At 69.1% G+C, this 26,452-nt stretch carries 22 protein-coding genes; 3 read left to right on the top strand and 19 right to left on the bottom strand.

Going from position 1 to position 26,452, the window contains the following annotated elements:
• Positions 1–3 precede the first annotated feature (3 nt).
• The 14 genes from nuoN to ACZ4TO_RS19600 are packed head-to-tail and all read right to left on the bottom strand — an operon-like array spanning position 4 to position 15,955.
• Positions 4–1,662, bottom strand: coding sequence for an NADH-quinone oxidoreductase subunit NuoN (nuoN, locus tag ACZ4TO_RS19665; protein ID WP_382793873.1), 1,659 nt, complete (start codon positions 1,660–1,662; stop codon positions 4–6).
• Positions 1,659–3,230, bottom strand: a complete 1,572-nt coding sequence (locus ACZ4TO_RS19660; protein ID WP_382793870.1) for an NADH-quinone oxidoreductase subunit M — start codon at positions 3,228–3,230, stop codon at positions 1,659–1,661. The genes nuoN and ACZ4TO_RS19660 overlap by 4 nt, the downstream gene beginning before the upstream one ends.
• 5 nt (positions 3,231–3,235) lie before the next feature.
• Positions 3,236–5,149: an NADH-quinone oxidoreductase subunit L gene (nuoL, locus tag ACZ4TO_RS19655; RefSeq protein WP_382793867.1), complete on the bottom strand. Its 1,914-nt coding sequence runs from the start codon at positions 5,147–5,149 to the stop codon at positions 3,236–3,238.
• A 14-nt stretch (positions 5,150–5,163) separates the two neighbouring features.
• Positions 5,164–5,463, bottom strand: a complete 300-nt coding sequence (gene nuoK, locus ACZ4TO_RS19650; protein WP_103548331.1) for an NADH-quinone oxidoreductase subunit NuoK — start codon at positions 5,461–5,463, stop codon at positions 5,164–5,166.
• Complete coding sequence (locus ACZ4TO_RS19645) at positions 5,460–6,278, bottom strand: NADH-quinone oxidoreductase subunit J (RefSeq protein ID WP_382793864.1); 819 nt, start codon at positions 6,276–6,278, stop codon at positions 5,460–5,462. The genes nuoK and ACZ4TO_RS19645 overlap by 4 nt, the downstream gene beginning before the upstream one ends.
• Complete coding sequence (nuoI, locus tag ACZ4TO_RS19640; RefSeq protein ID WP_468024861.1) at positions 6,275–6,904, bottom strand: NADH-quinone oxidoreductase subunit NuoI; 630 nt, start codon at positions 6,902–6,904, stop codon at positions 6,275–6,277. Before nuoI ends, ACZ4TO_RS19645 begins: the two co-directional genes overlap by 4 nt.
• Positions 6,897–8,267, bottom strand: coding sequence for an NADH-quinone oxidoreductase subunit NuoH (nuoH, locus tag ACZ4TO_RS19635; protein ID WP_385046040.1), 1,371 nt, complete (start codon positions 8,265–8,267; stop codon positions 6,897–6,899). Before nuoH ends, nuoI begins: the two co-directional genes overlap by 8 nt.
• The gene (locus ACZ4TO_RS19630; RefSeq protein ID WP_468024860.1) at positions 8,264–10,768 is read right to left on the bottom strand and encodes an NADH-quinone oxidoreductase subunit G; all 2,505 of its coding nucleotides are present in this window, start codon (positions 10,766–10,768) and stop codon (positions 8,264–8,266) included. The genes nuoH and ACZ4TO_RS19630 overlap by 4 nt, the downstream gene beginning before the upstream one ends.
• The gene (nuoF, locus tag ACZ4TO_RS19625; protein ID WP_365493855.1) at positions 10,765–12,117 is read right to left on the bottom strand and encodes an NADH-quinone oxidoreductase subunit NuoF; all 1,353 of its coding nucleotides are present in this window, start codon (positions 12,115–12,117) and stop codon (positions 10,765–10,767) included. The genes ACZ4TO_RS19630 and nuoF overlap by 4 nt, the downstream gene beginning before the upstream one ends.
• Positions 12,114–12,956 (bottom strand): NADH-quinone oxidoreductase subunit NuoE, encoded by an 843-nt coding sequence (gene nuoE, locus ACZ4TO_RS19620; RefSeq protein ID WP_382793854.1) that lies wholly within the window; start codon positions 12,954–12,956, stop codon positions 12,114–12,116. Before nuoE ends, nuoF begins: the two co-directional genes overlap by 4 nt.
• Complete coding sequence (locus ACZ4TO_RS19615) at positions 12,953–14,293, bottom strand: NADH-quinone oxidoreductase subunit D (protein ID WP_382793851.1); 1,341 nt, start codon at positions 14,291–14,293, stop codon at positions 12,953–12,955. Before ACZ4TO_RS19615 ends, nuoE begins: the two co-directional genes overlap by 4 nt.
• Positions 14,290–15,030, bottom strand: a complete 741-nt coding sequence (locus tag ACZ4TO_RS19610) for an NADH-quinone oxidoreductase subunit C (RefSeq protein WP_468024859.1) — start codon at positions 15,028–15,030, stop codon at positions 14,290–14,292. The genes ACZ4TO_RS19615 and ACZ4TO_RS19610 overlap by 4 nt, the downstream gene beginning before the upstream one ends.
• The gene (locus tag ACZ4TO_RS19605; RefSeq protein ID WP_007383964.1) at positions 15,027–15,581 is read right to left on the bottom strand and encodes a NuoB/complex I 20 kDa subunit family protein; all 555 of its coding nucleotides are present in this window, start codon (positions 15,579–15,581) and stop codon (positions 15,027–15,029) included. The genes ACZ4TO_RS19610 and ACZ4TO_RS19605 overlap by 4 nt, the downstream gene beginning before the upstream one ends.
• Positions 15,582–15,595: 14 nt before the next feature.
• Positions 15,596–15,955, bottom strand: coding sequence for an NADH-quinone oxidoreductase subunit A (locus ACZ4TO_RS19600; protein WP_037627175.1), 360 nt, complete (start codon positions 15,953–15,955; stop codon positions 15,596–15,598).
• Positions 15,956–16,680: 725 nt separating this feature from the next.
• On the opposite strand from ACZ4TO_RS19600, the gene ACZ4TO_RS19595 reads away from it, so the two are divergent.
• Positions 16,681–17,514 carry a C40 family peptidase gene (locus ACZ4TO_RS19595; RefSeq protein ID WP_385046029.1) on the top strand — a complete coding sequence of 278 codons (834 nt, stop codon included), beginning with the start codon at positions 16,681–16,683 and terminating at the stop codon, positions 17,512–17,514.
• A 128-nt stretch (positions 17,515–17,642) separates the two neighbouring features.
• Here ACZ4TO_RS19595 and ACZ4TO_RS19590 read toward each other — a convergent pair whose 3' ends face one another.
• The gene (locus tag ACZ4TO_RS19590; protein ID WP_382793842.1) at positions 17,643–18,995 is read right to left on the bottom strand and encodes a geranylgeranyl reductase family protein; all 1,353 of its coding nucleotides are present in this window, start codon (positions 18,993–18,995) and stop codon (positions 17,643–17,645) included.
• Between the two features lie 47 nt (positions 18,996–19,042).
• On the opposite strand from ACZ4TO_RS19590, the gene ACZ4TO_RS19585 reads away from it, so the two are divergent.
• Together ACZ4TO_RS19585 and ACZ4TO_RS19580 are read left to right on the top strand one after the other, a co-directional pair.
• Entirely contained in the window at positions 19,043–19,549 is a 507-nt protein-coding gene (locus ACZ4TO_RS19585; RefSeq protein ID WP_382793839.1) for a GNAT family N-acetyltransferase, read from the top strand.
• 204 nt (positions 19,550–19,753) lie between these two features.
• Positions 19,754–20,086, top strand: coding sequence for a PASTA domain-containing protein (locus tag ACZ4TO_RS19580; RefSeq protein WP_361676983.1), 333 nt, complete (start codon positions 19,754–19,756; stop codon positions 20,084–20,086).
• Positions 20,087–20,120: 34 nt separating this feature from the next.
• Here the strand turns inward: ACZ4TO_RS19580 and ACZ4TO_RS19575 are convergent, their stop codons facing one another.
• From ACZ4TO_RS19575 to ACZ4TO_RS19560, 4 genes are all read right to left on the bottom strand, one after another.
• Positions 20,121–20,816 (bottom strand): demethylmenaquinone methyltransferase, encoded by a 696-nt coding sequence (locus tag ACZ4TO_RS19575; protein WP_382793835.1) that lies wholly within the window; start codon positions 20,814–20,816, stop codon positions 20,121–20,123.
• A 227-nt stretch (positions 20,817–21,043) separates the two neighbouring features.
• Positions 21,044–22,567 (bottom strand): M12 family metallo-peptidase, encoded by a 1,524-nt coding sequence (locus ACZ4TO_RS19570; RefSeq protein WP_382793833.1) that lies wholly within the window; start codon positions 22,565–22,567, stop codon positions 21,044–21,046.
• A 116-nt stretch (positions 22,568–22,683) separates the two neighbouring features.
• Positions 22,684–24,096, bottom strand: coding sequence for an acyltransferase family protein (locus ACZ4TO_RS19565; RefSeq protein WP_468024858.1), 1,413 nt, complete (start codon positions 24,094–24,096; stop codon positions 22,684–22,686).
• A complete protein-coding gene (locus ACZ4TO_RS19560) occupies positions 24,097–26,448 on the bottom strand; it encodes a bifunctional polysaccharide deacetylase/glycosyltransferase family 2 protein (protein WP_468024857.1) in 2,352 nt (783 codons plus the stop codon).
• Between the last annotated feature and the right edge of the window lie 4 nt (positions 26,449–26,452).

Below are 26,452 nucleotides of genomic sequence, written 5' to 3'. Positions count from 1 at the left end.
CTCTCAGCGCACGAAGACCCCGGCCTGGCCGGCCAGGTTCAGGAAGTACTGCGGCGCCACACCGAGCACCAGCGTGACGACCACACCGGCGGCGATCGCCGTCATGGTCAGCGGCGACGGCACGGCGACCGTCGGTCCCTCGGGCTTGGGCTCGCTGAAGAACATCAGCACGATCACGCGGATGTAGAAGAACGCCGCGATCGCCGACGAGATCACACCGACCACGACGAGCGCGCCCGCGCCGCCCTCGGCCGCCGCCTTGAACACGGCGAACTTTCCGGCGAATCCCGAGGTGAGCGGGATGCCCGCGAAGGCCAGCAGGAAGACCGCGAACACCGCGGCCACCAGCGGCGACCTGCGTCCGAGACCGGCCCACTTGGACAGGTGCGTGGCCTCTCCGCCCGCGTCCCGTACGAGCGTGACGACGGCGAAGGCGCCGATCGTCACGAAGGAGTACGCGCCCAGGTAGAAGAGGACCGACGAGACGCCGTCCGGCGAGGTCGCGATGACACCCGCGAGGATGAACCCGGCGTGCGCGATCGACGAGTACGCCAGGAGCCGCTTGATGTCGGTCTGGGTGATCGCCACGATCGCGCCGCCCAGCATGGTGACGATCGCCACGGCCCACATGACCGGCCGCCAGTCCCAGCGCATGCCCGGCAGGACGACGTAGAGCAGGCGCAGCAGCGCGCCGAACGCCGCCACCTTCGTCGCCGCCGCCATGAAGCCGGTGACCGGGGTCGGCGCGCCCTGGTAGACGTCGGGCGTCCACATGTGGAAGGGCACCGCGCCGACCTTGAAGAGCAGGCCCATGACGACCAGGGCCATGCCCATGAGCAGCAGCACGTCGTTGCCCATGGTGCCGGCGAGGGCCGGGTCGACGTTCGTGACCGTGCCGTCGACGACGTGCGCGATCGTCGCGTACGACACCGATCCCGCGTAGCCGTAGAGCAGGGCGATGCCGAAGAGCGTGAACGCGGAGGCGAAGGCGCCGAGCAGGAAGTACTTGACCGCCGCCTCCTGCGACATGAGCCGCTTGCGGCGGGCCACGGCGCACAGGAGGTAGAGCGGCAGGGAGAAGACCTCGAGGGCGACGAACAGCGTCAGCAGGTCGTTGGCCGCGGGGAAGACGAGCATGCCGCTGATCGCGAAGAGCAGCAGCGGGAACACCTCGGTGGTGGTGAACCCGGCCTTCACGGCGGCCTTCTCGCTGTCGCTGCCGGGCACCGAGGAGGCCTGCGCGGCGAACGCGTCGACCCGGTTGCCGTGCGCCAAGGGGTCGAGGCGCCGCTCGGCGAAGGTGAAGACGCCGAGGATCCCGGCGAGCAGGATCGTGCCCTGGAGGAACAGGGCCGGTCCGTCGACCGCGACCGCGCCCATCGCCGCGATGTGCGCCTTGGTGGTGCCGTATCCGCCCGCCGCGAGCGCGACGACCGCGGAGAAGGCCGCGGCCAGCGCCACGACGGCGACGAAGACCTGTGCGTAGTAACGGGACTTGCGCGGCACGAAGGCCTCGACCAGCACCCCGATGACCGCCGCACCGAGAACGATCAACGTGGGCGACAATTGCCCATATTCGATCTTAGGTGCATCGATCTTGGAGATCGGCTCGGCGGCTGTCGCCGCGGTTGTCCACAGGCTGTGGACGGCTGATGCGCTCACTTGGCCGCCTCCACCTCGGGCTTGGGGTCCGTCTTGTGTACATCTGACATGGTCTGCTTGACCGCCGGGTTGACGATGTCGGTGAGCGGCTTCGGGTAGACGCCCAGGAAGATCAGCAGAGCGATCAGCGGGGCGACGACCAGGAGCTCGCGCACCCTGAGGTCCGGCATCTCGGCGACCTCGGCCTTGACCGGGCCCGTCATCGTCCGCTGGTAGAGGACGAGGGTGTAGAGCGCGGCAAGGACGATGCCGAAGGTGGCGATGATGCCGACCACCGGGTAGCGCGTGAACGTGCCGACCAGGACCAGGAATTCACTCACGAAGGGCGCGAGCCCCGGGAGCGAGAGCGTCGCGAGGCCGCCGATCAGGAAGGTGCCCGCGAGCACCGGGGCGACCTTCTGCACCCCTCCGTAGTCGGCGATGAGACGCGAGCCGCGGCGCGAGATCAGGAAGCCGGCCACCAGCATCAGGGCGGCGGTCGAGATCCCGTGGTTGACCATGTAGAGCGTCGCGCCCGACTGCCCCTGGCTGGTCATCGCGAAGATGCCCAGGATGATGAACCCGAAGTGGGAGATCGAGGCGTAGGCGACCAGCCGCTTGATGTCCCGCTGCCCGACCGCGAGCAGCGCTCCGTAGACGATGCTGATCAGCGCCAGGACGAGGATCGCGGGCGTCGCCCACTTGCTCGCCTCGGGGAAGAGCTGGAGGCAGAAGCGGAGCATCGCGAAGGTGCCGACCTTGTCGACGACCGCGGTGATCAGCACGGCGACCGGGGCGGTCGCCTCGCCCATGGCGTTGGGCAGCCAGGTGTGCAGCGGCCACAGGGGCGCCTTCACCGCGAAGGCGAAGAAGAAGCCGAGGAACAGCCACCGCTCGGTGCTGGTCGCCATGTGCAGGGAGCCGTCGGCCCGCGCGTGGACGATCTCCTGGAGCGAGAAGCTCCCGGCGACCACGTACAGACCGATCACGGCGGCCAGCATGATCAGACCGCCGACCAGGTTGTAGAGGAGGAACTTGACCGCGGCGTACGAGCGCTGCGTCGCCGCCGCCTCGTCGCCGTGCTCGTGGGCCCGGTCCCCGAAGCCGCCGATGAGGAAGTACATCGGGATCAGCATGGCTTCGAAGAAGACGTAGAAGAGGAAGACGTCGGTGGCCTCGAAGGAGATGATCACCATCGCCTCGACGGCCAGGATCAGGGCGAAGAACCCCTGGGTCGGACGCCAGCGCCTGCTTCCGGTCTCCATCGGGTCGGCGTCGTGCCAGCCCGCCAGGATCACGAACGGCATCAGCAGCGCGGTGAGCGCGACGAGCGCCACCCCGATGCCGTCCACGCCCAGTTGGTAGCTGACCCCGAAGTCCGGGATCCAGGCGTGGGATTCGGTGAGCTGGTAGCGGGCGCCGCCGGGGTCGAAACGCACCAGGGTGACCACGGCGAGCGCCAGCGTGCCCAGGGAGACGAGCAGCGCCAGCCATTTCGCGGCGACGCGCCGCGCGGCCGGCACGGCGGCCGTGGCGATCGCCCCGAGGGCCGGGAGCGCCGCCGTCGCTGTCAGCAGAGGAAAGGACATCGGTATCAGACCGCCCTCATCAGCAGGGTCGCGGCGACGAGGATCGCCGCACCGCCGAACATCGAGACCGCGTAACTGCGCGCATAGCCGTTCTGGAGCTTGCGCAGCCGCCCGGAGAGGCCGCCCACCGAGGCGGCCGTCCCGTTGACGACTCCGTCGACCAGCGTGTGGTCGACGTACACCAGGGAGCGGGTGAGGTGCTCACCGCCACGTACCAGCACGACGTGGTTGAAGTCGTCCTGGTACAGGTCGCGCCGGGCGGCGCGGGTGAGCAGGGAGCCGCGCGGGGCGACGACCGGGACGGAGCTGCGTCCGTACTGGAGGTAGGCGATGCCGGCGCCGACGACGAGCAGCACCATGGTGGCCAGGGTGACGGTCAGGGCGCTCACGGGCGAGTCGCCCTCGGAGTGTCCGGTGACCGGCTCCAGCCAGTGCAGGAAGCGGTCGCCGACGCTGAAGAAGCCACCCGCGAACACCGAGCCGAAGGCCAGCACGATCATCGGGATCGTCATGGACCTGGGCGACTCGTGCGGGTGCGGTTCGTGGCCCTCCGCGTCCGGCTGCCAGCGCTTCTCGCCGAAGAAGGTCATGATCATCACGCGCGTCATGTAGTACGCGGTGATCGCGGCGCCCAGCAGGGCCACGCCGCCGAGGATCCAGCCCTCGGTGCCTCCCTTGGCGAAGGCCGCCTCGATGATCTTGTCCTTGGAGAAGAAGCCGGACAGGAAGGGGAAGCCGATGATCGCGAGATAGCCGAGGCCGAAGGTCACGAACGTGATCGGCATGTACTTCCTGAGGCCGCCGAACTTCCTCATGTCGACCTCGTCGTTCATGCCGTGCATGACCGAACCGGCGCCGAGGAAGAGCCCCGCCTTGAAGAAGCCGTGCGTCACCAGGTGCATGATCGCCCAGACGTAGCCGATGGGGCCGAGGCCCGCGGCCAGCACCATGTAGCCGATCTGCGACATCGTCGAGCCGGCGAGCGCCTTCTTGATGTCGTCCTTCGCGCAACCGACGATCGCACCGAACAGGAGCGTGACCCCGCCCACGACGGTGACGACGAGCTGGGCGTCGGGCGCCGCGTTGAAGACGGCGGCCGAGCGCACGATCAGATACACGCCCGCGGTCACCATGGTGGCGGCGTGGATGAGGGCCGAGACCGGGGTCGGGCCCTCCATCGCGTCCCCGAGCCAGGACTGCAGCGGCACCTGGGCCGACTTGCCGCAGGCCGCGAGCAGCAGCATCAGCCCGATGGCCGTGAGCTTGCCCTCGGTGGCGTCCCCGGCGATCCCGGAGTGCCCCTCGGTGCCGAGCAGCGGCCCGAAGGCGAAGGTCCCGAAGGTCGTGAACATCAGCATGATGGCGATGGACAGGCCCATGTCGCCGACACGGTTGACCAGGAAGGCCTTCTTGGCGGCGGTGGCCGCGCTGGGCTTGTGCTGCCAGAAGCCGATCAGCAGGTACGAGGCGAGACCGACGCCTTCCCAGCCGACGTACAGCAGAAGGTAGTTGTCGGCGAGGACGAGCAGGAGCATCGCCGCCAGGAACAGGTTCAGATAGCCGAAGAAGCGGCGGCGGCGCTCGTCGTGCTCCATGTACCCGATCGAGTACAGGTGGATCAGCGAGCCGACGCCGGTGATCAGCAGGACGAACGTCATCGACAACTGGTCGAGCTGGAAGCCGACGTCCGCCCGGAAGTCTCCGACGGCGATCCAGCTGAACAGGTGCTGGGTGAAGGTCCGGTCCTCAGGACCCTTCCCCAGCATGTCGGCGAAGAGCACGACGGCGACCACGAAGGAGGCCGCCGCGAGCACCGTGCCGATCCATTGGCCGACGGCGTCCAGCCGGCGTCCGCCGCACAGCAGTACGGCCGCTCCGAGCAGAGGCGCCGCGATGAGCAGCGCAATCAGGTTCTCCACGATTCAGCGACCCCTTACAGCTTCATCAGGCTGGCGTCGTCGACCGAGGCCGAGTGGCGGGAACGGAACAGCGACACGATGATCGCGAGCCCGACCACGACCTCCGCGGCGGCGACGACCATCGTGAAGAACGCGATGATCTGGCCGTCGAGATTGCCGTGCATGCGGGAGAAGACGACGAAGGCGAGGTTGCAGGCGTTGAGCATGAGCTCGATGCACATGAACACCACGATCGCGTTCCGTCTGATCAGGACACCGGTGGCGCCGATCGTGAACAACAGAGCGGAGAGGTAGAGGTAGTTGACCGGATTCACTTGGACGCCTCCTCCGGCTTCGTGCGCTCCAGGCGCTCCTCGGCACGCTGCTCCAGCGCCTTCAGGTCGTTCAGCGCGTCGGCCGACACGTCACGGATCTGCCCGCGGTCGCGCAGCGTCTTGCTGACGGTCAGCTCGGACGGAGTGCCGTCCGGGAGCAGGCCCGCGATGTCCACCGCGTTGTGCCGGGCGTAGACACCCGGCGCCGGCAGCGGCGGGATGTGCTTGCCCTCGCGCACCCGCTGCTCGGACAGCTCGCGCTGGGTCCTGGCACGCTCGGTGCGCTCGCGGTGCGTCAGCACCATGGCGCCGACGGTGGCCGTGATGAGCAGGGCGCCGGTGATCTCGAAGGCGAACACGTACTTCGTGAAGATGAGGGCGGCGAGGCCCTCCACGTTGCCGTTGGCGTTCGCCTTCGCCAGACCGTCGAAGTCCTGGATGGACGCGTTGCCGATGCCGGCGAACAGCAGGATGCCGAAACCGGCTCCGCACAGCAGGGCCAGCCAGCGCTGGCCCTTGATGGTCTCCTTCAACGAGTCCGCCGCGGTGACACCGACGAGCATGACGACGAAGAGGAAGAGCATCATGATCGCGCCGGTGTAGACGACGACCTGGACGATGCCCAGGAAGTAGGCGCCGTTGGCGAGGTAGAACACCGCCAGGACGATCATGGTCCCGGCGAGGCACAGCGCGCTGTGCACGGCCTTGCGCATGAACACGGTGCACAGGGCGCCGATCACCGCGACGGTGCCGAGAACCCAGAACTGGACGGCCTCTCCGGTGGAGGTGGAGTACGCGGCCAGGTTGGCGGTCATGCCTCCGTCCCCTCTCCGGCGGACGTGCCCGACGGACTCGCCGAGGGGTGCAACTCGCCCTTGGAGACGGCCACCTGGCGCTCGGTGCCGGGTGCCGCCTCGGTCACCAGACCTCGGTAGTAGTCCTGCTCGTCGGTGCCCGGGAAGATCGAGTGCGGTGTCTCGACCATGCCTTCCTGGAGTCCGGCGAGCAGTTGCTCCTTGGTGTAGATGAGGTTGGCGCGGCTGCTGTCCGCGAGCTCGAACTCGTTCGTCATCGTCAGCGCGCGCGTGGGGCACGCCTCGATGCACAGCCCGCACAGGATGCAGCGGGCGTAGTTGATCTGATAGACGCGGCCGTAGCGCTCACCCGGGGAGTAGCGCTCCTCCTCGGTGTTGTCCGCGCCCTCCACATAGATGGCGTCCGCGGGACAGGCCCAGGCGCAGAGTTCACAGCCGACGCACTTCTCCAGGCCGTCCGGGTGGCGGTTGAGCTGGTGCCGGCCGTGGAACCGCGGTGCGGTGGTCTTCTGCTGTTCCGGGTACTGCTCGGTCAGCCGCTTCTTGAACATGGCCTTGAAGGTCACGCCGAAACCGGCGACGGGGTTCTGGAAACCGGGCTTGGTCTCCTTCGGCTCCTCAGCCATCGGACCCCTCCTTTCCGTCACGAGATCCGGTAACCGGTCCATCACTCGCAGTATCGGACCCGCCACTGACAATCAGCTCCCGCTCACGGCGCGGACGGCGCCGCGGTACCGGCGGCAGCTCCTGTCCGGGCAGCGGGGGCACGGGGAATCCGCCGGCCATCGGGTCGAAGGCGGCGGGCTCGGCGGGCGTCTCCTGGCCCTTCTTGTCGCGGAAGATGTCCGCCACGAACGACAGCAGCAGGAGGACGAGGACGCCTCCGCCGACGTACAGGGCGATGTCCGCGAAGTCGTAGTTCTCGTTGCGCAGCGTCCGCACCGTCGCGACGAGCATCAGCCAGGCCACGGAGACCGGGATGAGCACCTTCCAGCCGAGCTTCATGAGCTGGTCGTAGCGGACGCGCGGGAGCGTGCCGCGCAGCCAGATGAAGAAGAACAGCAGGAGCTGCACCTTCACCACGAACCAGAGCATGGGCCACCAGCCGTGGTTGGCGCCCTCCCAGAAGCTGCTGATCGGCCAGGGAGCACGCCAGCCGCCCAGGAAGAGCGTGGTGGACACGGCCGAGACCGTCACCATGTTCACGTACTCGGCGAGCATGAACAGCGCGAACTTGATCGACGAGTACTCGGTGTTGAAGCCGCCGACCAGATCGCCCTCGGACTCCGGCATGTCGAACGGGGCCCGGTTGGTCTCACCGATCATCGTCACGATGTAGATCAGGAACGAGACCGGCAGCAGGAGGATGTACCAGCGGTCCTGCTGCTGCTCGACGATCGTCGAGGTCGACATCGACCCGGAGTAGAGGAACACCGAGGCGAACGCGGCACCCATGGCGATCTCGTACGAGATCATCTGCGCGCAGGAGCGCAGACCGCCGAGGAGCGGATAGGTGGATCCGGAGCTCCAGCCCGCGAGCACGATCCCGTAGATGCCCACCGAGGCCACCGCGAGGATGTAGAGCATCGCGATCGGCAGGTCGGTGAGCTGCATCGTGGTGCGCTGACCGAAGATCGAGATCTCGTTGTCCGCGGGTCCGAAGGGGATCACCGCGATCGCCATGAAGGCCGGGATGGCCGCGACGATCGGCGCGAGGACGTAGACGACCTTGTCCGCGCGCTTGACGACGAGGTCCTCCTTGAGCATCAGCTTCACGCCGTCGGCGAGCGACTGGAGCATGCCCCAGGGCCCGTGCCGGTTGGGGCCGATGCGGAGCTGCATCCAGGCGACGACCTTGCGCTCCCACACGATGGAGAAGAGCACGGTCACCATCAGGAAGGCGAAGCAGAACACCGCCTTGATGACGACCAGCCACCAGGGGTCGTGGCCGAACATCGAGAGGTCTTCAGCGGCGAGGTACGGCGTCATGCCTCCACCTCCTTGGGGGCCTCGGCGGCGATCGTCGCCGGGCCGATGCGGACGAGTGCGCCGGGCAGCGCCCCGGTGTCGGAGGCGACGCCCCCTCCGGTCGAGTTCAGCGGGAGCCAGACCACGCGGTCGGGCATCTCGGTGATCTGCAGCGGGAGTTCGACCGCCCCGGCGGGACCGGTCACGGCGATGAGGTCGCCGTCCTTGACCCCGGCCTCGGCGGCGGTGGCGGCCGACACACGCGCGCGTGCCGCGTGCCGGGTCCCGGCGAGCGCGGTGTCGCCCTCCTGGAGACGCCCCTGGTCGAGCAGCAGCCGGTGTCCGGCCAGGACGGCCTCACCGGCGGCCGGACGGGGCATCTGCACCCCGGTCTCGCCGGGTTCGCCGGCCCGCTGTCCGTCCCAGGCGCCGAGCCGGTCGATCTCCCCGCGCGTGGTGCGCAGGTCCGGCAGCCCGAGGTGGACGTCCATCGCGTCGGCCAGCATCTGCAGGACCCGCGCGTCGGCGGGCGCGAGGCGCCGGGTCATCTGGTCGGGCTTGAGCGCCGCCTCGAAGGAGCGGACCCTGCCTTCCCAGTTGACGAAGCTTCCGGCCTTCTCCGCGACCGCGGCGACCGGCAGGACGACGTCCGCGTGCTCGGTGACCTCGCTGGGCCGCATTTCGAGCGACACCAGGAAGCCGACCTCGGACAGGGCCTCACGCGCGCGTGCCGGGTCGGGGAGGTCGGCGACCTCCACGCCCGCCACCACCAGGGCGCGCAGCTCGCCGCCGGCGGCGGCCTCCACGATCTGGCCGGTGTCCCGGCCGTAGCGGTGCGGGAGTTCGGAGACGCCCCACGCGGCCGCGACCTCGTCCCGCGCGCGCGGATCGGTGGCCGGGCGGCCGCCGGGCAGCAGCGACGGAAGCGCGCCGGCCTCGATCGCACCGCGTTCCCCGGCCCGGCGCGGGATCCACACCAGGCGGGCACCGGTGGCGGTGGCGGTCCGCACGGCGGCGGTCAGTCCTCCGGCCACGGAGGCCAGCCGCTCACCGACGACGATCACGGCTCCCTCGGCCCGCAGCGCCTCGGCGGCCTTCGCTCCGTCGCCCTCCAGGCCGACGCCGCTCGCGAGCGCGTCCAGCCACTCGGTCTCGGTGCCGGGGGCGGCCGGCAGCAGCGTGCCGCCCGCCTTCGTCAGACCGCGCGTGGCATGCGTGGCGAGGGAGAAGGTCTTCTGACCGTGCCCGCGCCAGGCCTTGCGCAGCCGCAGGAAGACGCCGGGCGCCTCCTCCTCGGACTCGAAGCCCGCCAGCAGGACGGCGGGCGCCTTCTCCAGAGAGGTGTACGTGATGCCGGTGCCGTCGAGGTCCCGGCCGCGTCCGGCGACCCGGGCGGCCAGGAAGTCGGCCTCCTCGGAGCTGTGCACGCGCGCGCGGAAGTCGATGTCGTTCGTGTCGAGGGCCACGCGCGCGAACTTGCTGTACGCGTAGGCGTCCTCGACGGTGAGCCGGCCGCCGGTGAGGACACCGGCCCGGCCGCGGGCGGCGGCCAGTCCCTGGGCGGCCGCCTCCAGGGCCTCCGGCCAGGACGCGGGTTCGAGGACGCCGTCGGCGTTGCGCACCAGGGGGGTGTCGAGGCGGTCGCGCTGCTGCGCGTACCGGAACCCGAACCGGCCCTTGTCGCAGACCCATTCCTCGTTGACCTCGGGGTCCGGCGCCGCGAGACGCCGCATCACCTTGCCGCGCCGGTGGTCGGTGCGCGTCGCGCAGCCGCCGGAGCAGTGCTCGCACACGGAGTGCGAGGAGATGAGGTCGAAGGGACGTGAGCGGAACCGGTAGGCCGCCGAGGTGAGCGCGCCGACCGGGCAGATCTGGATCGTGTTGCCGGAGAAGTACGACTCGAAGGGGTCGCCGTCACCGGTGCCGACCTGCTGGAGCGCGCCCCGCTCGACCAGCTCGATCATGGGGTCGCCCGCGATCTGGTTCGAGAAGCGGGTGCAGCGGGCGCACAGCACGCACCGCTCGCGGTCCAGGAGCACCTGGGTGGAGATGGGGACCGGCTTCTCGTACGTCCGCTTCTTGCCCTCGAAGCGGGATTCGGCGTTGCCGTGCGACATCGCCTGGTTCTGCAGGGGGCACTCGCCGCCCTTGTCGCAGACCGGGCAGTCCAGCGGGTGGTTGATGAGCAGCAGCTCCATCACACCGTGCTGAGCCTTCTCGGCGACCTGGGAGGTGAGTTGAGTCTTGACGACCATCCCGTCCGTACAGGTGATCGTGCAGGACGCCATGGGCTTGCGCTGGCCCTCGACCTCGACGATGCACTGGCGGCAGGCGCCGGCCGGGTCGAGGAGCGGGTGGTCGCAGAACCGGGGGATCTCGATGCCGAGTTGTTCGGCGGCCCGGATGACCAGGGTGCCCTTGGGCACGCTCATCTCGACGCCGTCGATCGTCAGCGAGACGAGGTCCTCCGGCGGGACCGCCGCTTCCCCGCCTCCGGAGGGAGCGCTGGTGGTCACTGTCATGCGTTCACCTCCGTGTGCTTGTCCGCCCAGACCGTGGACCTGGCGGGGTCGAAGGGGCAGCCGCGGCCCGTGATGTGCTGCTCGTACTCCTCGCGGAAGTACTTGAGCGAGGAGAAGATCGGCGAGGCGGCACCGTCGCCGAGGGCGCAGAAGGACTTGCCGTTGATGTTGTCGGCGATGTCGTTGAGCTTGTCGAGGTCGGACATGACGCCCTTGCCGGCCTCGATGTCGCGGAGCAATTGGACGAGCCAGTACGTTCCCTCACGGCAGGGCGTGCACTTGCCGCAGGACTCATGGGCGTAGAACTCGGTCCAGCGGGTGACGGCGCGGACGACGCAGGTCGTCTCGTCGAAGCACTGGAGTGCTTTCGTGCCGAGCATGGAACCCGCGGCGCCCACTCCTTCGTAATCAAGAGGGACGTCGAGATGCTCGTCGGTGAACATCGGGGTCGAGGAGCCGCCCGGCGTCCAGAACTTCAGCCGGTGGCCGGGGCGCATCCCGCCACTCATGTCGAGGAGTTGACGCAGGGTGATGCCGAGGGGTGCCTCGTACTGGCCGGGGCTGGCGACATGGCCGCTGAGCGAGTAGAGCGTGAAGCCCGGAGACTTCTCGCTGCCCATCGACCTGAACCATTCCTTGCCTTTTTGGAGAATTGCGGGAACTGAGGCGATGGATTCGACGTTGTTCACAACAGTTGGACACGCATAAAGGCCCGCGACAGCAGGGAAAGGGGGGCGGAGCCGCGGTTGACCACGGCGGCCTTCGAGCGAGTCGAGCAGCGCGGTCTCCTCACCGCAGATGTACGCGCCCGCGCCCGCGTGCACGGTGAGCTGGAGGTCGAGTCCGCTGCCCAGGATGTTCTCGCCGAGGTAGCCCGCCGCGTAGGCCTCTCGTACGGCCTCGTGCAACCGCCGCAATACGGGGACGACTTCACCGCGGAGATAGATGAAGGCATGCGAAGACCGGATGGCATAGCACGCGATCACGATGCCCTCGATGAGGCTGTGCGGGTTCGCGAAGAGGAGCGGGATGTCCTTGCAGGTTCCCGGCTCCGATTCGTCGGCGTTGACAACTAGATAGTGAGGTTTGCCGTCTCCCTGGGGAATGAACTGCCATTTCATTCCGGTCGGGAAGCCGGCGCCGCCACGGCCCCGCAGCCCGGAGTCCTTGACGTACGCGATCAGGTCGTCCGGTGACATGGCGAGTGCCTTGCGCAGGCCCTCGTACCCCTCGTGCCTTCGGTAGACGTCCAGCGACCAGGACCTGTCCTCGTCCCAGAAGGCCGACAGCACGGGTGCGAGCAGCTTTTCCGGACTTGTCTCGTTGATCTCGGCTGCCAAGGTCATCACTCCCCCTCCTCTGCCACGGGACCCGCCGGGTGGGACGGGTCGGAGGCCGACGTGTCCTGCGGCGCGTCGTGCGAGCTCGGGTGCTCGGCGGGCCGCTGGTTCTGAGGTGCTCCTCCGCCGCGCGGATGCACCACGCGCGCGGGGGCGCTCTCCCCCTTGGCCAGGCGCAGGCCCACGAGGGACGCGTGGCCCGCGCTGCCGCCGGCCTCCACCGCGCCCTCGCGCTCGTCGGGGAAGCCCGCCAGGATCCGGGCGGTCTCCTTGAACGTGCACAGCCGGGCGCCGCGGGTCGGCTCGACGTCGGCGCCCGCGCGCAGGTCGTCGACGAGGCGCTTGGCGGAATCCACGGTCTGGTTGTCGAAGAACTCCCAGTTGACCATCACGACCGGCGCGAAGTCGCAGGCCGCGTTGCACTCGATGTGCTCCAGGGTGACCTTGCCGTCACCGGTGGTCTCCCCGTTGCCGACGCCCAGGTGGTCCTGGAGAGCCTCGAAGATGGCGTCGCCGCCCATGACGGCACACAGGGTGTTGGTGCAGACACCCACCTGGTAGTCGCCGCTCGGCTTGCGCCGGTACATCGAGTAGAAGGTCGCGACGGCGGCGACCTCGGCCGTCGTCAGGCCCAGTACCTCCGCGCAGAACCGCTGTCCCGTGCGCGTGACGTGGCCCTCCTGCGACTGCACGAGATGCAGCAACGGAAGGAGAGCCGAGCGGGAGTCGGGGTAGCGGGCGATGATCTCGCGCGCGTCCGCCTCCAGCCGGGCCCGGACGTCGGCCGGGTAGTCGGGCGCGGGCAGTTGGGGCATGCCCAGGCTGACGCCCTCGGGGGTGGTGGTCACCGGTCGACGCCTCCCATCACGGGGTCGATGGACGCGACGGCGACGATGACGTCGGCGACCTGGCCGCCTTCGCACATCGCCGCCATGGCCTGCAGGTTGGTGAAGGACGGGTCGCGGAAGTGGACCCGGTAGGGGCGGGTGCCTCCGTCGGAGACGACGTGCACCCCGAGTTCGCCCTTGGGCGACTCGACCGCCGTGTACGCCTGTCCCGGCGGCACGCGGAAGCCCTCGGTCACCAGCTTGAAGTGGTGGATCAGGGCCTCCATGGAGGTGCCCATGATCTTCTTGATGTGGTCGAGGGAGTTGCCGAGACCGTCGGGGCCGAGCGCGAGCTGGGCGGGCCAGGCGATCTTCTTGTCGGCGACCATGACCGGGCCGGGCTGGAGCCGGTCCAGGCACTGCTCGATGATCCGCAGCGACTGGCGCATCTCCTCCAGGCGGATCAGGAAGCGCCCGTAGGAGTCGCAGGTGTCGGCGGTCGGGACCTCGAAGTCGTAGTTCTCGTAGCCGCAGTACGGCTGGGACTTGCGCAGGTCGTGCGGCAGGCCGGCCGAGCGCAGGATCGGGCCGGTGGCGCCGAGGGCCATGCAGCCGGCCAGGTCGAGGTAGCCGACGTCCTGCATGCGGGCCTTGAAGATGGGGTTCCCGGTGGCGAGCTTGTCGTACTCGGGAAGGTTCTTCGTCATCTTCTTCACGAACTCGCGGATCTGGTCCACCGCGCCCGGGGGCAGGTCCTGGGCGAGTCCGCCGGGGCGGATGAACGCGTGGTTCATCCGCAGGCCCGTGATCAGCTCGTAGATGTCGAGGATGAGCTCACGGTCACGGAAGCCGTAGATCATGATCGTGGTGGCGCCCAGCTCCATGCCTCCGGTGGCGATGCACACCAGATGGGAGGAGAGTCGGTTCAGCTCCATCAGGAGCACCCGGATGATGGAGGCGCGGTCGGGGATCTGGTCGGTGATCCCGAGGAGTTTCTCGACCCCGAGACAGTAGGCCGTCTCGTTGAAGAACGGCGTCAGGTAGTCCATGCGCGTCACGAACGTGGTGCCCTGGGTCCACGTGCGGAACTCGAGGTTCTTCTCGATGCCGGTGTGGAGGTAGCCGATGCCGCAGCGGGCCTCGGTGACGGTCTCGCCGTCGATCTCCAGGATGAGCCGGAGCACGCCGTGGGTGGACGGGTGCTGCGGGCCCATGTTGACGATGATGCGCTCGTCGTCGGACTTGGCCGCGGACTGGGCGATCTCGTCCCAGTCGCCGCCGGTGACCGTATATACGGTGCCCTCGGTCGTCTCGCGGGGCGAGGCGGCCGATGCCCCGGAAGGGGTCTGCGTGCTCATGAGTACGACCTCCGCTGGTCCGGAGCCGGGATCTGGGCGCCCTTGTACTCGACGGGGATGCCGCCGAGGGGATAGTCCTTGCGCTGCGGGAAGCCCTGCCAGTCGTCCGGCATCATGATCCGCGTCAGCGCGGGGTGGCCGTCGAAGATCAGGCCGAAGAAGTCGTACGTCTCGCGCTCGTGCCAGTCGTTCGTCGGGTACACGGTGACGAGCGAGGGGACGTGCGGATCCGCGTCCGGGGCGCTGACCTCCAGCCGGATCAGCCGGTTGTGGGTGATCGAGCGCAGGTGGTAGACGGCGTGCAGCTCGCGGCCCTTGTCCTGCGGGTGGTGGACGCCGGAGACGCCGGTGCACAGTTCGAACCGCAGGGCCGGGTCGTCGCGCAGGGTCTGGGCGACGGGGAGCAGGTACTCGCGTTCGACGTGGAACGTGATCTCGTCGCGGTCGACGACCGTCTTGTCGATGACGTTCTCGGGGACGAGTCCCTGTTCCTCGAGAGCCCCCTCCAGTTCGTCGGCCACCTCGTCGAACCAGCCGCCGTAGGGGCGGGAGGCCGCGCCGGGCAGCCGGATCGAGCGGACCAGGCCGCCGTAGCCGGAGGTGTCGCCACCGTTGTTGGCGCCGAACATGCCGCGCTGGACGCGGATCTCCTCGCCCTTGTCGCCTCGCTGGCCGGGAAGGTTGGAGGCGCTCAGGTCCTTCTCGGGGTTGGCCCCGTTGCCGTTCGCGTCGCTCACCGCAGCAGGCCCTTCATCTCGATGGTGGGAAGCGCCTTGAGCGCCGCTTCCTCCGCCTCGCGGGCCGCTTCCTCGGCGTTCACACCGAGCTTGGAGCTCTGGATCTTCTGGTGGAGCTTGAGAATCGCGTCCATCAGCATCTCGGGCCGCGGCGGACATCCGGGCAAATAGATGTCGACCGGGACGATGTGGTCGACTCCTTGCACAATGGCGTAGTTGTTGAACATTCCGCCCGATGACGCACAAACCCCCATGGAAATGACCCACTTGGGGTTGGGCATCTGGTCGTAGACCTGCCGCAGCACCGGCGCCATCTTCTGGCTCACCCGGCCGGCCACGATCATCAGGTCGGCCTGGCGAGGCGATCCGCGGAACACCTCCATACCGAAGCGGGCCAGGTCGTAGCGCCCGGCGCCGGTCGTCATCATCTCGATGGCACAGCAGGCGAGTCCGAATGTCGCGGGGAAGACGGACGCCTTGCGCACCCAGCCCGCGGCCTGCTCGACGGTCGTCAGCAGGAATCCGCTCGGCAGCTTTTCTTCGAGTCCCATGTCTTAAAGGCCCCTCAGTCCCATTCCAGGCCGCCGCGCCGCCATACGTACGCGTAGGCGACGAAGACGGTGAGCACGAAGAGCAGCATCTCCACGAGCCCGAAAACACCCAGGGCGTCGAAGGTGACGGCCCAGGGGTAGAGGAAGACGATCTCGATGTCGAAGACGATGAAGAGCATCGCCGTCAGGTAGTACTTGATGGGAAAACGCCCGCCGCCGACCGGCGTGGGGGTCGGCTCGATGCCACACTCGTAGGCGTCGAGTTTGGCGCGGTTGTACCGCTTCGGACCGATCAGCGTGGCCATGACCACGGAGAAGATCGCAAAGCCTGCCCCGAGGGCTCCCAGTACGAGGATCGGCGCATACGCGTTCACGCTCCTCGCTCCTCTCAGTCGGCACTGACTGGTGGCGGTTTTCGGCGGGCCCGCACCCCTGCCTCGTCAGCACCGCGAACCCCACCCGTCCCGGCGAAGATCGCGGACATGTGAAGCAGGTCACAAGCCCAACTGCCTCGCATCTTATGCCCGGCGGTCTGTGATCTGCGACACGGGGTATTGCCTTAGCTTTGTGATCTCCACCACCTGACGAACGATCATGAAGTCGGATGAGCAGTGATCTTCACACGCGAAGCGTCAGGTCGATCACCAGACGTGACATTTTCGCTCATCACCGCAGGCCCAGGGGGTCGTCTCCATATCAAGAGACTTCCGCCGCATGCAAATTCGCGCTGGACGCACCCCCTTGATAGAGGACCGCGTTCACACGTCGGGGGGATCAACGGGACCGATGTGGACACGTGCACGCGTTCACGAGCGGGCGCGACGACGGGGCGACGAGGGTTCACGCGCGGGACGCGGGCGCCCGGGTGACCGTTCCGTGACCTGCGCCACATCTACCTATGGGTCAGATAAACCGGGCTTGGCCATCCGCTTCAACCGGTGGTAGGTGGCGGGCAATTCGGACGTAATACTGAAAGGCCATGATCACGGGCCTGGTGGACAGTGTCCGCAATGCCCGTTACGGCGTCAATAAAGAGTGACGCGCGACGAATTCGGCGGCCGATTGAACAACTGTGGCGCACCACACGTTTCTTGAAGGTATGGAGGAGCCCCTGGTACCGCTAGTACCCATGTCCCACACCGCACACATACGAAGCCACCGGAAGCCCCGTCGCAACGCTCCGTCGCTCGCGATGCGCGCCGGAGTTGCCGGTGGCGTCCTCAGCACCCTCGCCGTGGCCGCGGCCGCGGGTTCGGCGAGCGCCGCCGAGCCCGTCACGCAGACCATGGAGCTGCCGACCCTGACGGCCGACCTGGCCAACCAGGTCGCCCAGTCCGCGGACGCCACCCAGCAGGCGGCGGCCGACTACCAGCTCCAGGCGGAGCGCGACGCGGCGGCCGCCAAGGCCGCCAAGCAGGCCAAGGCCGACCTGGCGGACGCCAAGAAGAAGGCAGAGGCCAAGAAGAAGGCCGAGGCCGCGCGCAAGGCCGCGGCGGCCGACGCCGTCTCGCGTTCCTCGGCGCGGACCACCCTGTCGGCGAGCGCGTCCACGTCCACGAACGTCGCGGCCCCGGCCAGCGGCAGTGTCGCGACCGTCATCGCCTTCCTCAAGGCGCAGGTCGGCGACGCGTACGTCATGGGCGGCACCGGACCCAACGCGTGGGACTGCTCGGGTCTGGTGCAGGCGGCGTTCAAGCAGGTCGGCGTCGACCTGCCGCGTGTCTCGCAGGACCAGTCGGTGTCCGGTACGCCGGTTTCCCTGTCCAATGTCCAGGTCGGCGACATTCTGTACTGGGGCTCGGCGGGTTCGGCCTACCACGTCGGTGTGTACATCGGTAACGGCCAGTACCTCGACGCGGCCAACCCCTCCAAGGGCGTCGTGATCCAGGACCTCTCGGGCTACCCGGCCACGGGCGCGGTGCGCGTGCTCTGACCCCCGGGTGAACAGCCGAAAGGACCGCTTCCTGTGCGGGGAGCGGTCCTTCGGGCTGTTCCGGACCCGGCGGCGGTGCCGAGGGCGTCAGGAGCCGCCCCGGTGAGCACCGGGGCGGCGCGTGCGGGTCAGGCCTTCGGGGCGACCTTCGAGAGGCCGTTGATGATGCGGTCCATCGCGTCGCCGCCCGTGGGGTCGGTGAGGTTCGCGAGCATCTTGAGGGTGAACTTCATCAGCATCGGGTGGGTCAGACCGCGCTGCGTGGCGATCTTCATGACCTTCGGGTTGCCGATGAGCTTCACGAAGGCGCGGCCCAGCGTGTAGTAGCCGCCGTAGGTGTCCTTCAGGACGCGCGGGTAGCGGTGGAGGGCCAGTTCGCGCTGGCCGGGGGTGGCGCGGGCGTGGGCCTGGACGATGACGTCGGCCACGATCTGGCCGGACTCCATGGCGTAGGCGATGCCCTCGCCGTTGAAGGGGTTCACCAGGCCGCCGGCGTCACCCACGAGCAGCAGGCCCTTGGTGTAGTGAGGTTGACGGTTGAAGGCCATCGGGAGGGCCGCGCCGCGGATCGGGCCGGTCATGTTCTCGGGGGTGTAGCCCCAGTCCTCCGGCATCGAGGCGCACCAGGCCTTCAGGACCTCGCGCCAGTCGAGCTCCTTGAAGGAGTCGGAGGTGTTGAGGACACCGAGGCCGACGTTCGAGGTGCCGTCGCCCATGCCGAAGATCCACCCGTAGCCGGGCAGCAGCCGGTCCTCGGCGCCCCGGCGGTCCCACAGCTCCAGCCACGACTCCAGGTAGTCGTCGTCGTGGCGCGGCGAGGTGAAGTACGTACGGACGGCGACGCCCATCGGGCGGTCCTCGCGGCGGTGCAGGCCCATCGCGAGCGAGAGGCGGCTGGAGTTGCCGTCCGCCGCCACCACCAGCGGGGCGTGGAAGGTCACCTCCCGCTTCTCCTTGGAGTCGGCGTCGCCCAGCTTGGCGTGCACGCCGATGATCCGGCCGGTGCGCTCGTCGAGGATCGGGGCGCCGACGTTGCAGCGCTCGTACAGCCGCGCGCCCGCCTTCTGCGCCTGGCGTGCGAGCTGCTCGTCGAAGTCGTCCCGCTTGCGCACGAGTCCGTAGTCGGGGAAGGAGGCGAGATCCGGCCAGTCGAGCTGGAGGCGCACGCCGCCGCCGATGATGCGCAGGCCCTTGTTGCGCAGCCAGCCGGCTTCCTCGGAGATGTCGATGCCCATCGACACGAGCTGCTTGGTCGCGCGCGGCGTCAGTCCGTCACCGCAGACCTTCTCGCGCGGGAAGGCCGTCTTCTCCAGGAGCAGGACGTCGAGCCCCGCCTTCGCCAGGTAGTAGGCGGTGGTGGAGCCGGCTGGCCCGGCCCCGACGACGATGACGTCGGCGGTGTTCTCGGAGAGTGGCTGGGACTCGGTCACGGCGGGGTCTCCCCAAGACTCGAAATCAACGTGCCGACGGGCACTGGACATGGGCAGTCTATGCAGCGGTACCGATCACCCGGCTGAAGGGCTGCCCCGTGAACCGAGCTCTCCCCGATGTACGCCTGCGTGTCCCCACCGACGAGGACGCTCTCGAGTGGCACCGGGTCTTCGACGACCCCGAGGTCATGGAGTTCCACGGGGGCCGGGCGGCCGAGCGGTCCGTCTACGAGGAACTCACGGCGCGCCAGCGGCGGCACGACGCGGAGTACGGGTTCTGTCTGTGGACGATGGTCGGTCCCGGGGACGAGGTGCTGGGCTTCACGGGCGCGCAGCCCTGGCCGCACGCCTGGGGCCCGGCCGGGAAGATCGAGATCGGCTGGCGGCTGGGGCGGGCGCACTGGGGCAAGGGGTACGTCACGGCGGCGGCGCGGACCACCCTGGAGCGGGTCCGCGCGGCGGGCGTCACGGACGTCGTCGCCATGGTCAACGCGGGCAACACCCGGTCCATCGCGGTGACGAGACGGCTCGGCATGGAGCTCGCGGAGCGGTTCACGCTGCCCTCGTCGCGGCAGGAGGGCCACCGATACCGGCTGGCCCTGTGACCCCTGCCGGGACCGGCCCCGCACCAGAACCCCGAGCGTCTCCTCATGGCCTCCGGACGGAGTCCCCCGGGTCTCCTCAAGGCCTCCGGACGGAGTCCCCGGCGTCTCCTCAAGGCCTCCGGACGGAGTCCCCTACGTCTTCTCATGGCTTCCGGAAGGGCACGGGCGAGGCTTACCCTTCCGGTACCGCTGGGGGTGACGTCTGTGCGCATAACACCCAAGACACCCGAAGTGCGCGTGCCGCGGCTCGTCGGTCTGATGGCCGTGGACGCGCGTGAGACGGCTGAGGCTCGCGGTGTTCTGCTCGCCGCGCCCGACCGGCCCGATTTCCATCGGACGGTCGTCGACTACGTCGTACGGCAATTTCCGCAGCCCGGGGCCGAGGTGCCGCGCGGAGCCGTCGTGACGGTGTGGTTCGACCTGGGGGACGCGGAGGGCGGCGCCGGGGTGCGTGAGCCCCGTCCGCCCCGCCCGCCGTCGGGCGGGCTGCGGCGCGAACTCGACCTGCCCGGCGACCCGTTCGTGGTCCTCAGGTAGCCGGCTCCGGAGGGCCCCCGGGCGCCGAGCGGGGTCAGGCCGTCTTGTAACCCCGGTGGAGGGCCACGATGCCGCCGGTCAGGTTGCGCCACGCCACCTTCGACCAGCCGGCGCCGATCAGCCGCTGGGCCAGTTCCGGCTGGGTGGGCCAGGCGCGGATGGACTCGGCGAGGTAGACGTACGCGTCGGGGTTGGAGGAGGCGGCGCGGGCGACCGGGGGCAGCGCGCGCATCAGGTACTCGGTGTAGACCGTGCGGAACGGCGCCCAGGTCGGGTGCGAGAACTCGCAGATCACGACGCGTCCGCCCGGCTTGGTCACGCGGTACAGCTCGCGCAGCGCGGCGTCGGTGTCCTGGACGTTGCGCAGCCCGAAGGAGATCGTGACGGCGTCGAACGTGTCGTCCTTGAACGGCAGCTTCGTCGCGTCACCGGCGGTCAGCGGCAGCCAGGGGTGGTTCCGCTTGCCGACGCGGAGCATCCCGAGGGAGAAGTCGCAGGGGACGACGTACGCGCCGGTGCGGGCGAAGGGGAGCGAGGAGGTCGCGGTGCCGGCCGCGAGGTCCAGGATCTTCTGCGCGGGGCGCGCGTCGACCGCCTTCGCGACCTCTCTGCGCCACGCCCGGTCCTGTCCGAGCGACAGCAGGTCGTTCGTCAGGTCGTACCGTTCCGCCACGTCGTCGAACATCGAGGCGACTTCGTGCGGCTGCTTGTCCAGGGATGCGCGGATCACGGTCCCCATTGTGGCAGTACGGGCCCGACGGCTCTCCGGCGCCCGGCCGGGAACCGGTCGCCGATCCCGCGCACGGGAAGGCGCCGCGCCCGCCCCCGTGAACCGGGGAGGGTGCGGCGCCGTTCCGAGGCCGACGTGTTCCGAGGCCGACGTGTTCCGGCGCGCGCCGGGTGCCGCGTGTCGGGTGCCGCGCGCCGGGTGCCGGGTGCCGGGTACTACCGCGCGGGCTAGGGGACCTCCGCGAACACCGCGTTGATGGTGTGGTTGGCGTTCATGGTGATCGTGTAGTTCGGCGTGGTGTCCGTCTGGCGCACACCGTCGACGTCCCAGCCGACGAGCTGGAAGCCCGGGCTCACATCGGCGGTGACGGTGACCTGCGTGCCGGGGTCGTACGGTCCGTACTCGCTCGGGCTGAGGCTGCCCCCGGCGGGCGGGGACGAGGTCATGGTGAGGGAGACCCGGTTGGTGACCTGGGAGGCCCGGTAGCCCGCCAGGAACTCGGCGGCCCGCGTCGCGTTGGCGGCGTTGTTGTTGTTCTCGTCGCCGAGGGCCTGGCCGCCCAGCAGGTTCACGGTGTTGGAGTACTGGTTGACGACCGCGCACGGCTGGGTGCAGGCGCTGGAGTAGGCCATGATCGTGTGGTGCCGCTGGTCGGCGGTGACCCACCCGTAGTTGTCGGTGCCCACGGGAGTCGTACCGCCCTGGGACACCACCGTCTTGCGGTCGTGCTTGAGACCGAAGTTGTGCCCGATCTCGTGCGCGAGGTTCTCCCACGCGGTGATGGAGAAGGCGCTGGTGACCGAGAACGCGTTGTTGCTGGTCCCCGGGCCCGCCGGGGTGGGCAGGTTGGCCTGTCCGGAACTGTCCTCCGCCGGGATGGAGGCGATGAGCGCCACCAGGTCCGCGCTGTACGCGAGCCGCTGGGCGGCGGCCGGGGCTCCGAGCGTCACGTTCAGGGGGTTGCTGATCATGCTCAGCAGGGTTCCGGCGTTCTCGCGGGCGACGCCGGTCGCCGCGGTCTCGTATGTGTTCACGACGTGCACGCTGGCGGGCACCTGGCTGGTCGCGAGGGCCCTGTTGAGCTGGTTCACGCCGTACCGGATCCGGCTCTGGACGGCGGCGGTGGAGCCGAGTTCGGTGACGGTGGCCGGGGTGTAGGCGACGACGATGTCGATGGCCGCGGGATTGTCGGGGGTGGCGATCCGCCGCCCCGGCTCGTGCGGCCTGACCGACCTGGTCGGCGGCACGGTCACCGTGTCGACGCCCTGGCCGCTCGGCGGCAGTTTCAGCGCGTCGATCTCCTGCAGCAGGTACCTGCCCGGCCGCTTGGCCACCGGCTTGTACAGGTACTGGCGGAAGCCGGCCTCGATCTCGCCGGACAGCGTGACCGGTCCGGCCGTGCACGCTCCGATGATGGACACGGAGATCGTGTTGTCCGGGTTCTTCGGGTCGTGGCCGGACCAGAACACCGTGCCGTCCGGGTCCTGGCGCTTGAAGTCCTCGATCGCCGTGAAGCCCTTCTGGTGCTCGAAGAGCGGGAAGGTGCGGCGCTCGGGCACGCCGTCGCGCTGTCTGCGGCACAGTGAATGGAAGTCCTTGGGATTCGCGCGCATCACCGCGCTGCGCTTCACCCAGGGCTCGGGGTCGTGGCTGGGCCCGGGTCCGGCGGCGGCGGGTGTGTTCACGGCCAGCGACAGCGCGGCGGCGAGTGCGGTCGCCGCGGTGGACGCGGCGATCAGGGAACGACGCATGAGGAACGTCAGCCTCTCTGTGGGGGTTTCTCCCATGCTCCGTAACCAAGATCGCGCCCGGCTCGTTGTACACGTCCACGCACGGCCAACCGGGGTGAGGTTCACCCTTCAAGCCGCTACGGCAGCAGCCGGGGCCTCTTCCGGGCGGCCACGTCCTCGACCCAGCCGAACAGCGGGATCGCGATCCAGATCAGCACCCAGCCGACGGCGAACATGAACCACTGGCTCTCCAGGGGCAGCCATTTCTCGAAGGCCGGCACGTTCCAGAACCGGTCGATCAGCGGGACGGCCAGGATCAGTGCCACCTCGTGCCAGAGGTAGATCGTCACCGCCCGCCCGTTGAAGATCGTCACCGTGCGGTCGAGCCTCCTGAAGCGGGCCAGCCAGGCGAAGTCGACGTCGTGGCGGGCCTTGAAGTACATCAGCGCCGTCACGAAGCCCGCCGACCAGAAGGCCTGTGCGAGGGGGATGTCGTCCAGGTCGTAGGTGCCGTACTCCGCCTGGTGCGCGAGGGCGTACCAGGCGCCGTAGGCGAGGGCGGCCGCCGAGGCGAGGACCACCGCGGCCGGCTTCAGGCGCCGGAGGGTCCCCTCCCGGTGGGCGAAGCCGAGGAGCCAACAGAAGAGGTAGGTGGCGAGGTCCGTGAGGGCGCTGCCGAGGCGGCCGTCCGGCGGCTGCCATCCGTACTGGAACACCACGATCGGGACGAGGGAGAGGAGCAGCACCGGTATCGGGGCCCGGCGGAAGACGTTCAGTAGCAGCGGGGAGAGCAGCACGAACCACAGGTACGTCCGCAGATACCAGAGGATCTCCCAGGCCTGTGCGCCCCACCGACTGCCCGGAGGGTCGCCGACCGGGACGATCCAGAACACGATCTGCCATCCCGGCATCCAGCCGTGGATCAGCATCGCCATCACGACGAAGAGGCCCCAGAACCAGAACGGCGGCAGCAGTCGCCGCAGCCGGCCGCGGACCACCGCGAGCGCGGGGCGCTCCAGGGACTTGGCCATCAGCGTGCCGGCGAGCGCGAACATCACGCCCATCGACGGGAAGACCAGCCCGGCCCAGGCCCAGCCGAAGGTGTGGTACGTGACGACACGGACCAGGGCGACGGCCCTGAGCGCGTCGAAGTACCGGTCGCGGCCGCCCGATCTCCCTCGCGGGGCCGGAGGGGCCGCCACGGCCTCCTCCCCGTCACCGGCCGGCGGCACCTCCGTCGCGACCGTCCCCGGCTCCTCGGGGACGTACGGGCTCGGCTCCTCAGGGATGTACGGCCACTGCTCCTCGTACGGGATCGCCTCCACGTACGGGGTCGCCTCCACGTACGGCACCGGCTGCTCGTACGGCGACTGCTCCGCGTACGGCACCTGCTCCGCGTACGGCACCGACTGCTCGTACGGCGGCTGCTCGTACTGCTGCCGGTATCCGGGGTCCACCTGGTGCCCGTATTGCCCGTACTGCCAGTGCTGCCCGCCCTGCCCGTACTGCCCGTCCTGCCTTTGCTGTTCGTGTTCCGGCGTCCAGCTCATCTAGCTCACTCCTGCCGGGGTTCCGACCTCGCCCGTGCGTTTGAGCTTCTGCCAGCGGAGGCGGCCGCCGGTCAGGGCCGTGACGCAGGAGTGGATCAGGACCAGGTACATCATCTGGCGGTAGGCGAGTTGCTGCAGCGGCAACATCGCGAGGTAGCGGTACCTCTCCCGGTCGAGCCGGAACGCGTAGGCGGCGCAGATCAGTTGGACCGTGAGGACGGCCAGCCAGGCGAGCAGCGCGGCCCGGAAGTCCACGAAGATCATCGAGTAGGCGGTGAACACGTCGATGAGCGGCGCGAAGACCGGCGTGACGATCTGGAAGAGCACCACCAGCGGCATGCCCACGCGCCCGAAGCGGCCCGAAGGTCCCTTGTCCGTGAGGGACTTGCGGTGCTTCCACAGCGCCTGCATGGTGCCGTACGACCAGCGGTAGCGCTGCGACCAGAGCTGTTTGAGCGAACCGGGCGCCTCCGTCCAGGCCTTGGCGTGCTCCTGGTAGACGACCCGCCATCCCGCGCGGTGCATGGCGATGGTGATGTCGGTGTCCTCGGCGAGCGTGTCCTCGCTCATGCCGCCGACCTCCAGCACCGCGTCCCGGCGGAAGGCGCCGATCGCCCCGGGGATGGTGGGCATGCAGCGCAGCAGGTCGTACATGCGGCGGTCGAGGTTGAAGCCCATCACGTACTCGATGTGCTGCCAGGCGCCGATCACGGTGTCGCGGTTGCCGACCTTGGCGTTGCCCGCGACGGCTCCGATCTCCGGGTCGGCGAAGGGCTGGACGAGCTGGTGCACGGCGTCCGGCTCGAAGACGGTGTCGCCGTCCATCATCACGACGATGTCGTGACGGGCGTGCCGGACACCGTTGTTGAGCGCGGCGGGTTTGCCGGCGTTCTCCTGCCGGATGACGCGGACGTTCGGCATGCCGAGCGATGCGGCGATCTCGGACGTGTCGTCCTCGGAACCGTCGTCGACCACGATGATCTCGATCGGATGGGTGCTCTTCGCCAGTGACCGCAGGGTGTTGGCGATGCATTCCTTCTCGTTGTACGCGGGCACGACGACCGTCACCGGCCGGGTGACCGCGGGTCCCCAGCTGAACCTCCCGCCCCGGCCGCGCCGGCGGTTGCGCTGCCGGTGGTGCCGTCGGGCGAGGACCAGCATCATCGCGAACCGGCCCATGACGGCGACGCCGACGACCACGAGGAACCAGGAGAGGGCCGGTACGACCCATTCGGCGACCGCCACGGCGTAGACGAGCGCCTTGCCCTCGTAGAGGGTCGCGCCGGTCGCCCTGCGCTGGCCCGCCTGCGCCTCGGCGCTCGCGACGGCACCCGCCGAGGGTCCGCCGGCCGTCGCCGCGGCCCCGGACCCGGCGCCGCCGCGGCTCGCCGCCGGTCCCGACCCGGCCTGGTCCGCCGCCGCCCCGGATCCGGCGGATCCGCCGGATCCGCCCCTGCCGGCCGCGGCCCGGTTCAGTTCGGCCTGGGCGCCGCTGACCGTGGTGAAGGTGTAGCCCTTCGCCTTCATCTTCTTGATGTACGCGTCGAGCGCCCGGACCGTCTGCGAGCGGTCTCCGCCCGCGTCGTGCATGAGGACGATGGCGCCCTTGTTCTTCTTCGGTGTCGCCCACCGGACGATCTTCGAGACGCCCGGCTTCTTCCAGTCGTCGCTGTCGGTGTCGACGAAGACGCTGGTGTAGCCGAGGCCGCCGAGTTCCTTGTAGACGGGCCAGCTGTAGTTGTCGACGGCGCTGATCTCCGACGAGTACGGGGCACGGAACAGCGTGGTCTGGACGCCGGCCGCGCCGGCCAGGGCCAACTGAGTCTGTTTCAGCTCACGTTGGAGCCGCGCGGTGCTCTGGTAGGAGAGATCGACGTGGGTGAAGGTGTGGATGCCGACCTCGTTGCCCTGGTTCACCAGCTTCTTCACCACGTCCGGGTAGCGGGAGACCATCGAACCGACCACGAAGAAGGTGGCGTCGACGTCGTTCTTCTCCAGGACCTCCAGGATTTCGGGCGTCCAGGTGGGGGTCGGCCCGTCGTCGAAGGTGAGCACGATGGTCTTGTCCGGCACGGACTGCGTCGTCGCGGTGCCGCCGGTGAACGTCAGGATGGGCCCGCCGTCGAGGATCTTCTGGGGGACCTTGTCGTAGGCCGCGCCGTCGCGCACCCGGGCGTCGTTGCCGATCTCCGAGCGCAGGTAGCCGTCGAGCAGCATGACGCTGACGAGGGCGAGCAGGAGCGTCAGGGCGAGGATGACACGGGGTTTCTGCAGGGCCGCGGCCTTCCCGGCGGCCCGCTCCAGCTTGGAGGGGGCCCGCCGACGGCCGCGCGTGGGTGTCGTCGTGGTCATGGAG

The sequence above is a fragment of the Streptomyces sp. NPDC028298 genome (assembly GCF_055565895.1).
Note: the sequence above shows the minus strand (reverse complement) of the source record. Positions and strands in the feature narration are given on the sequence as shown.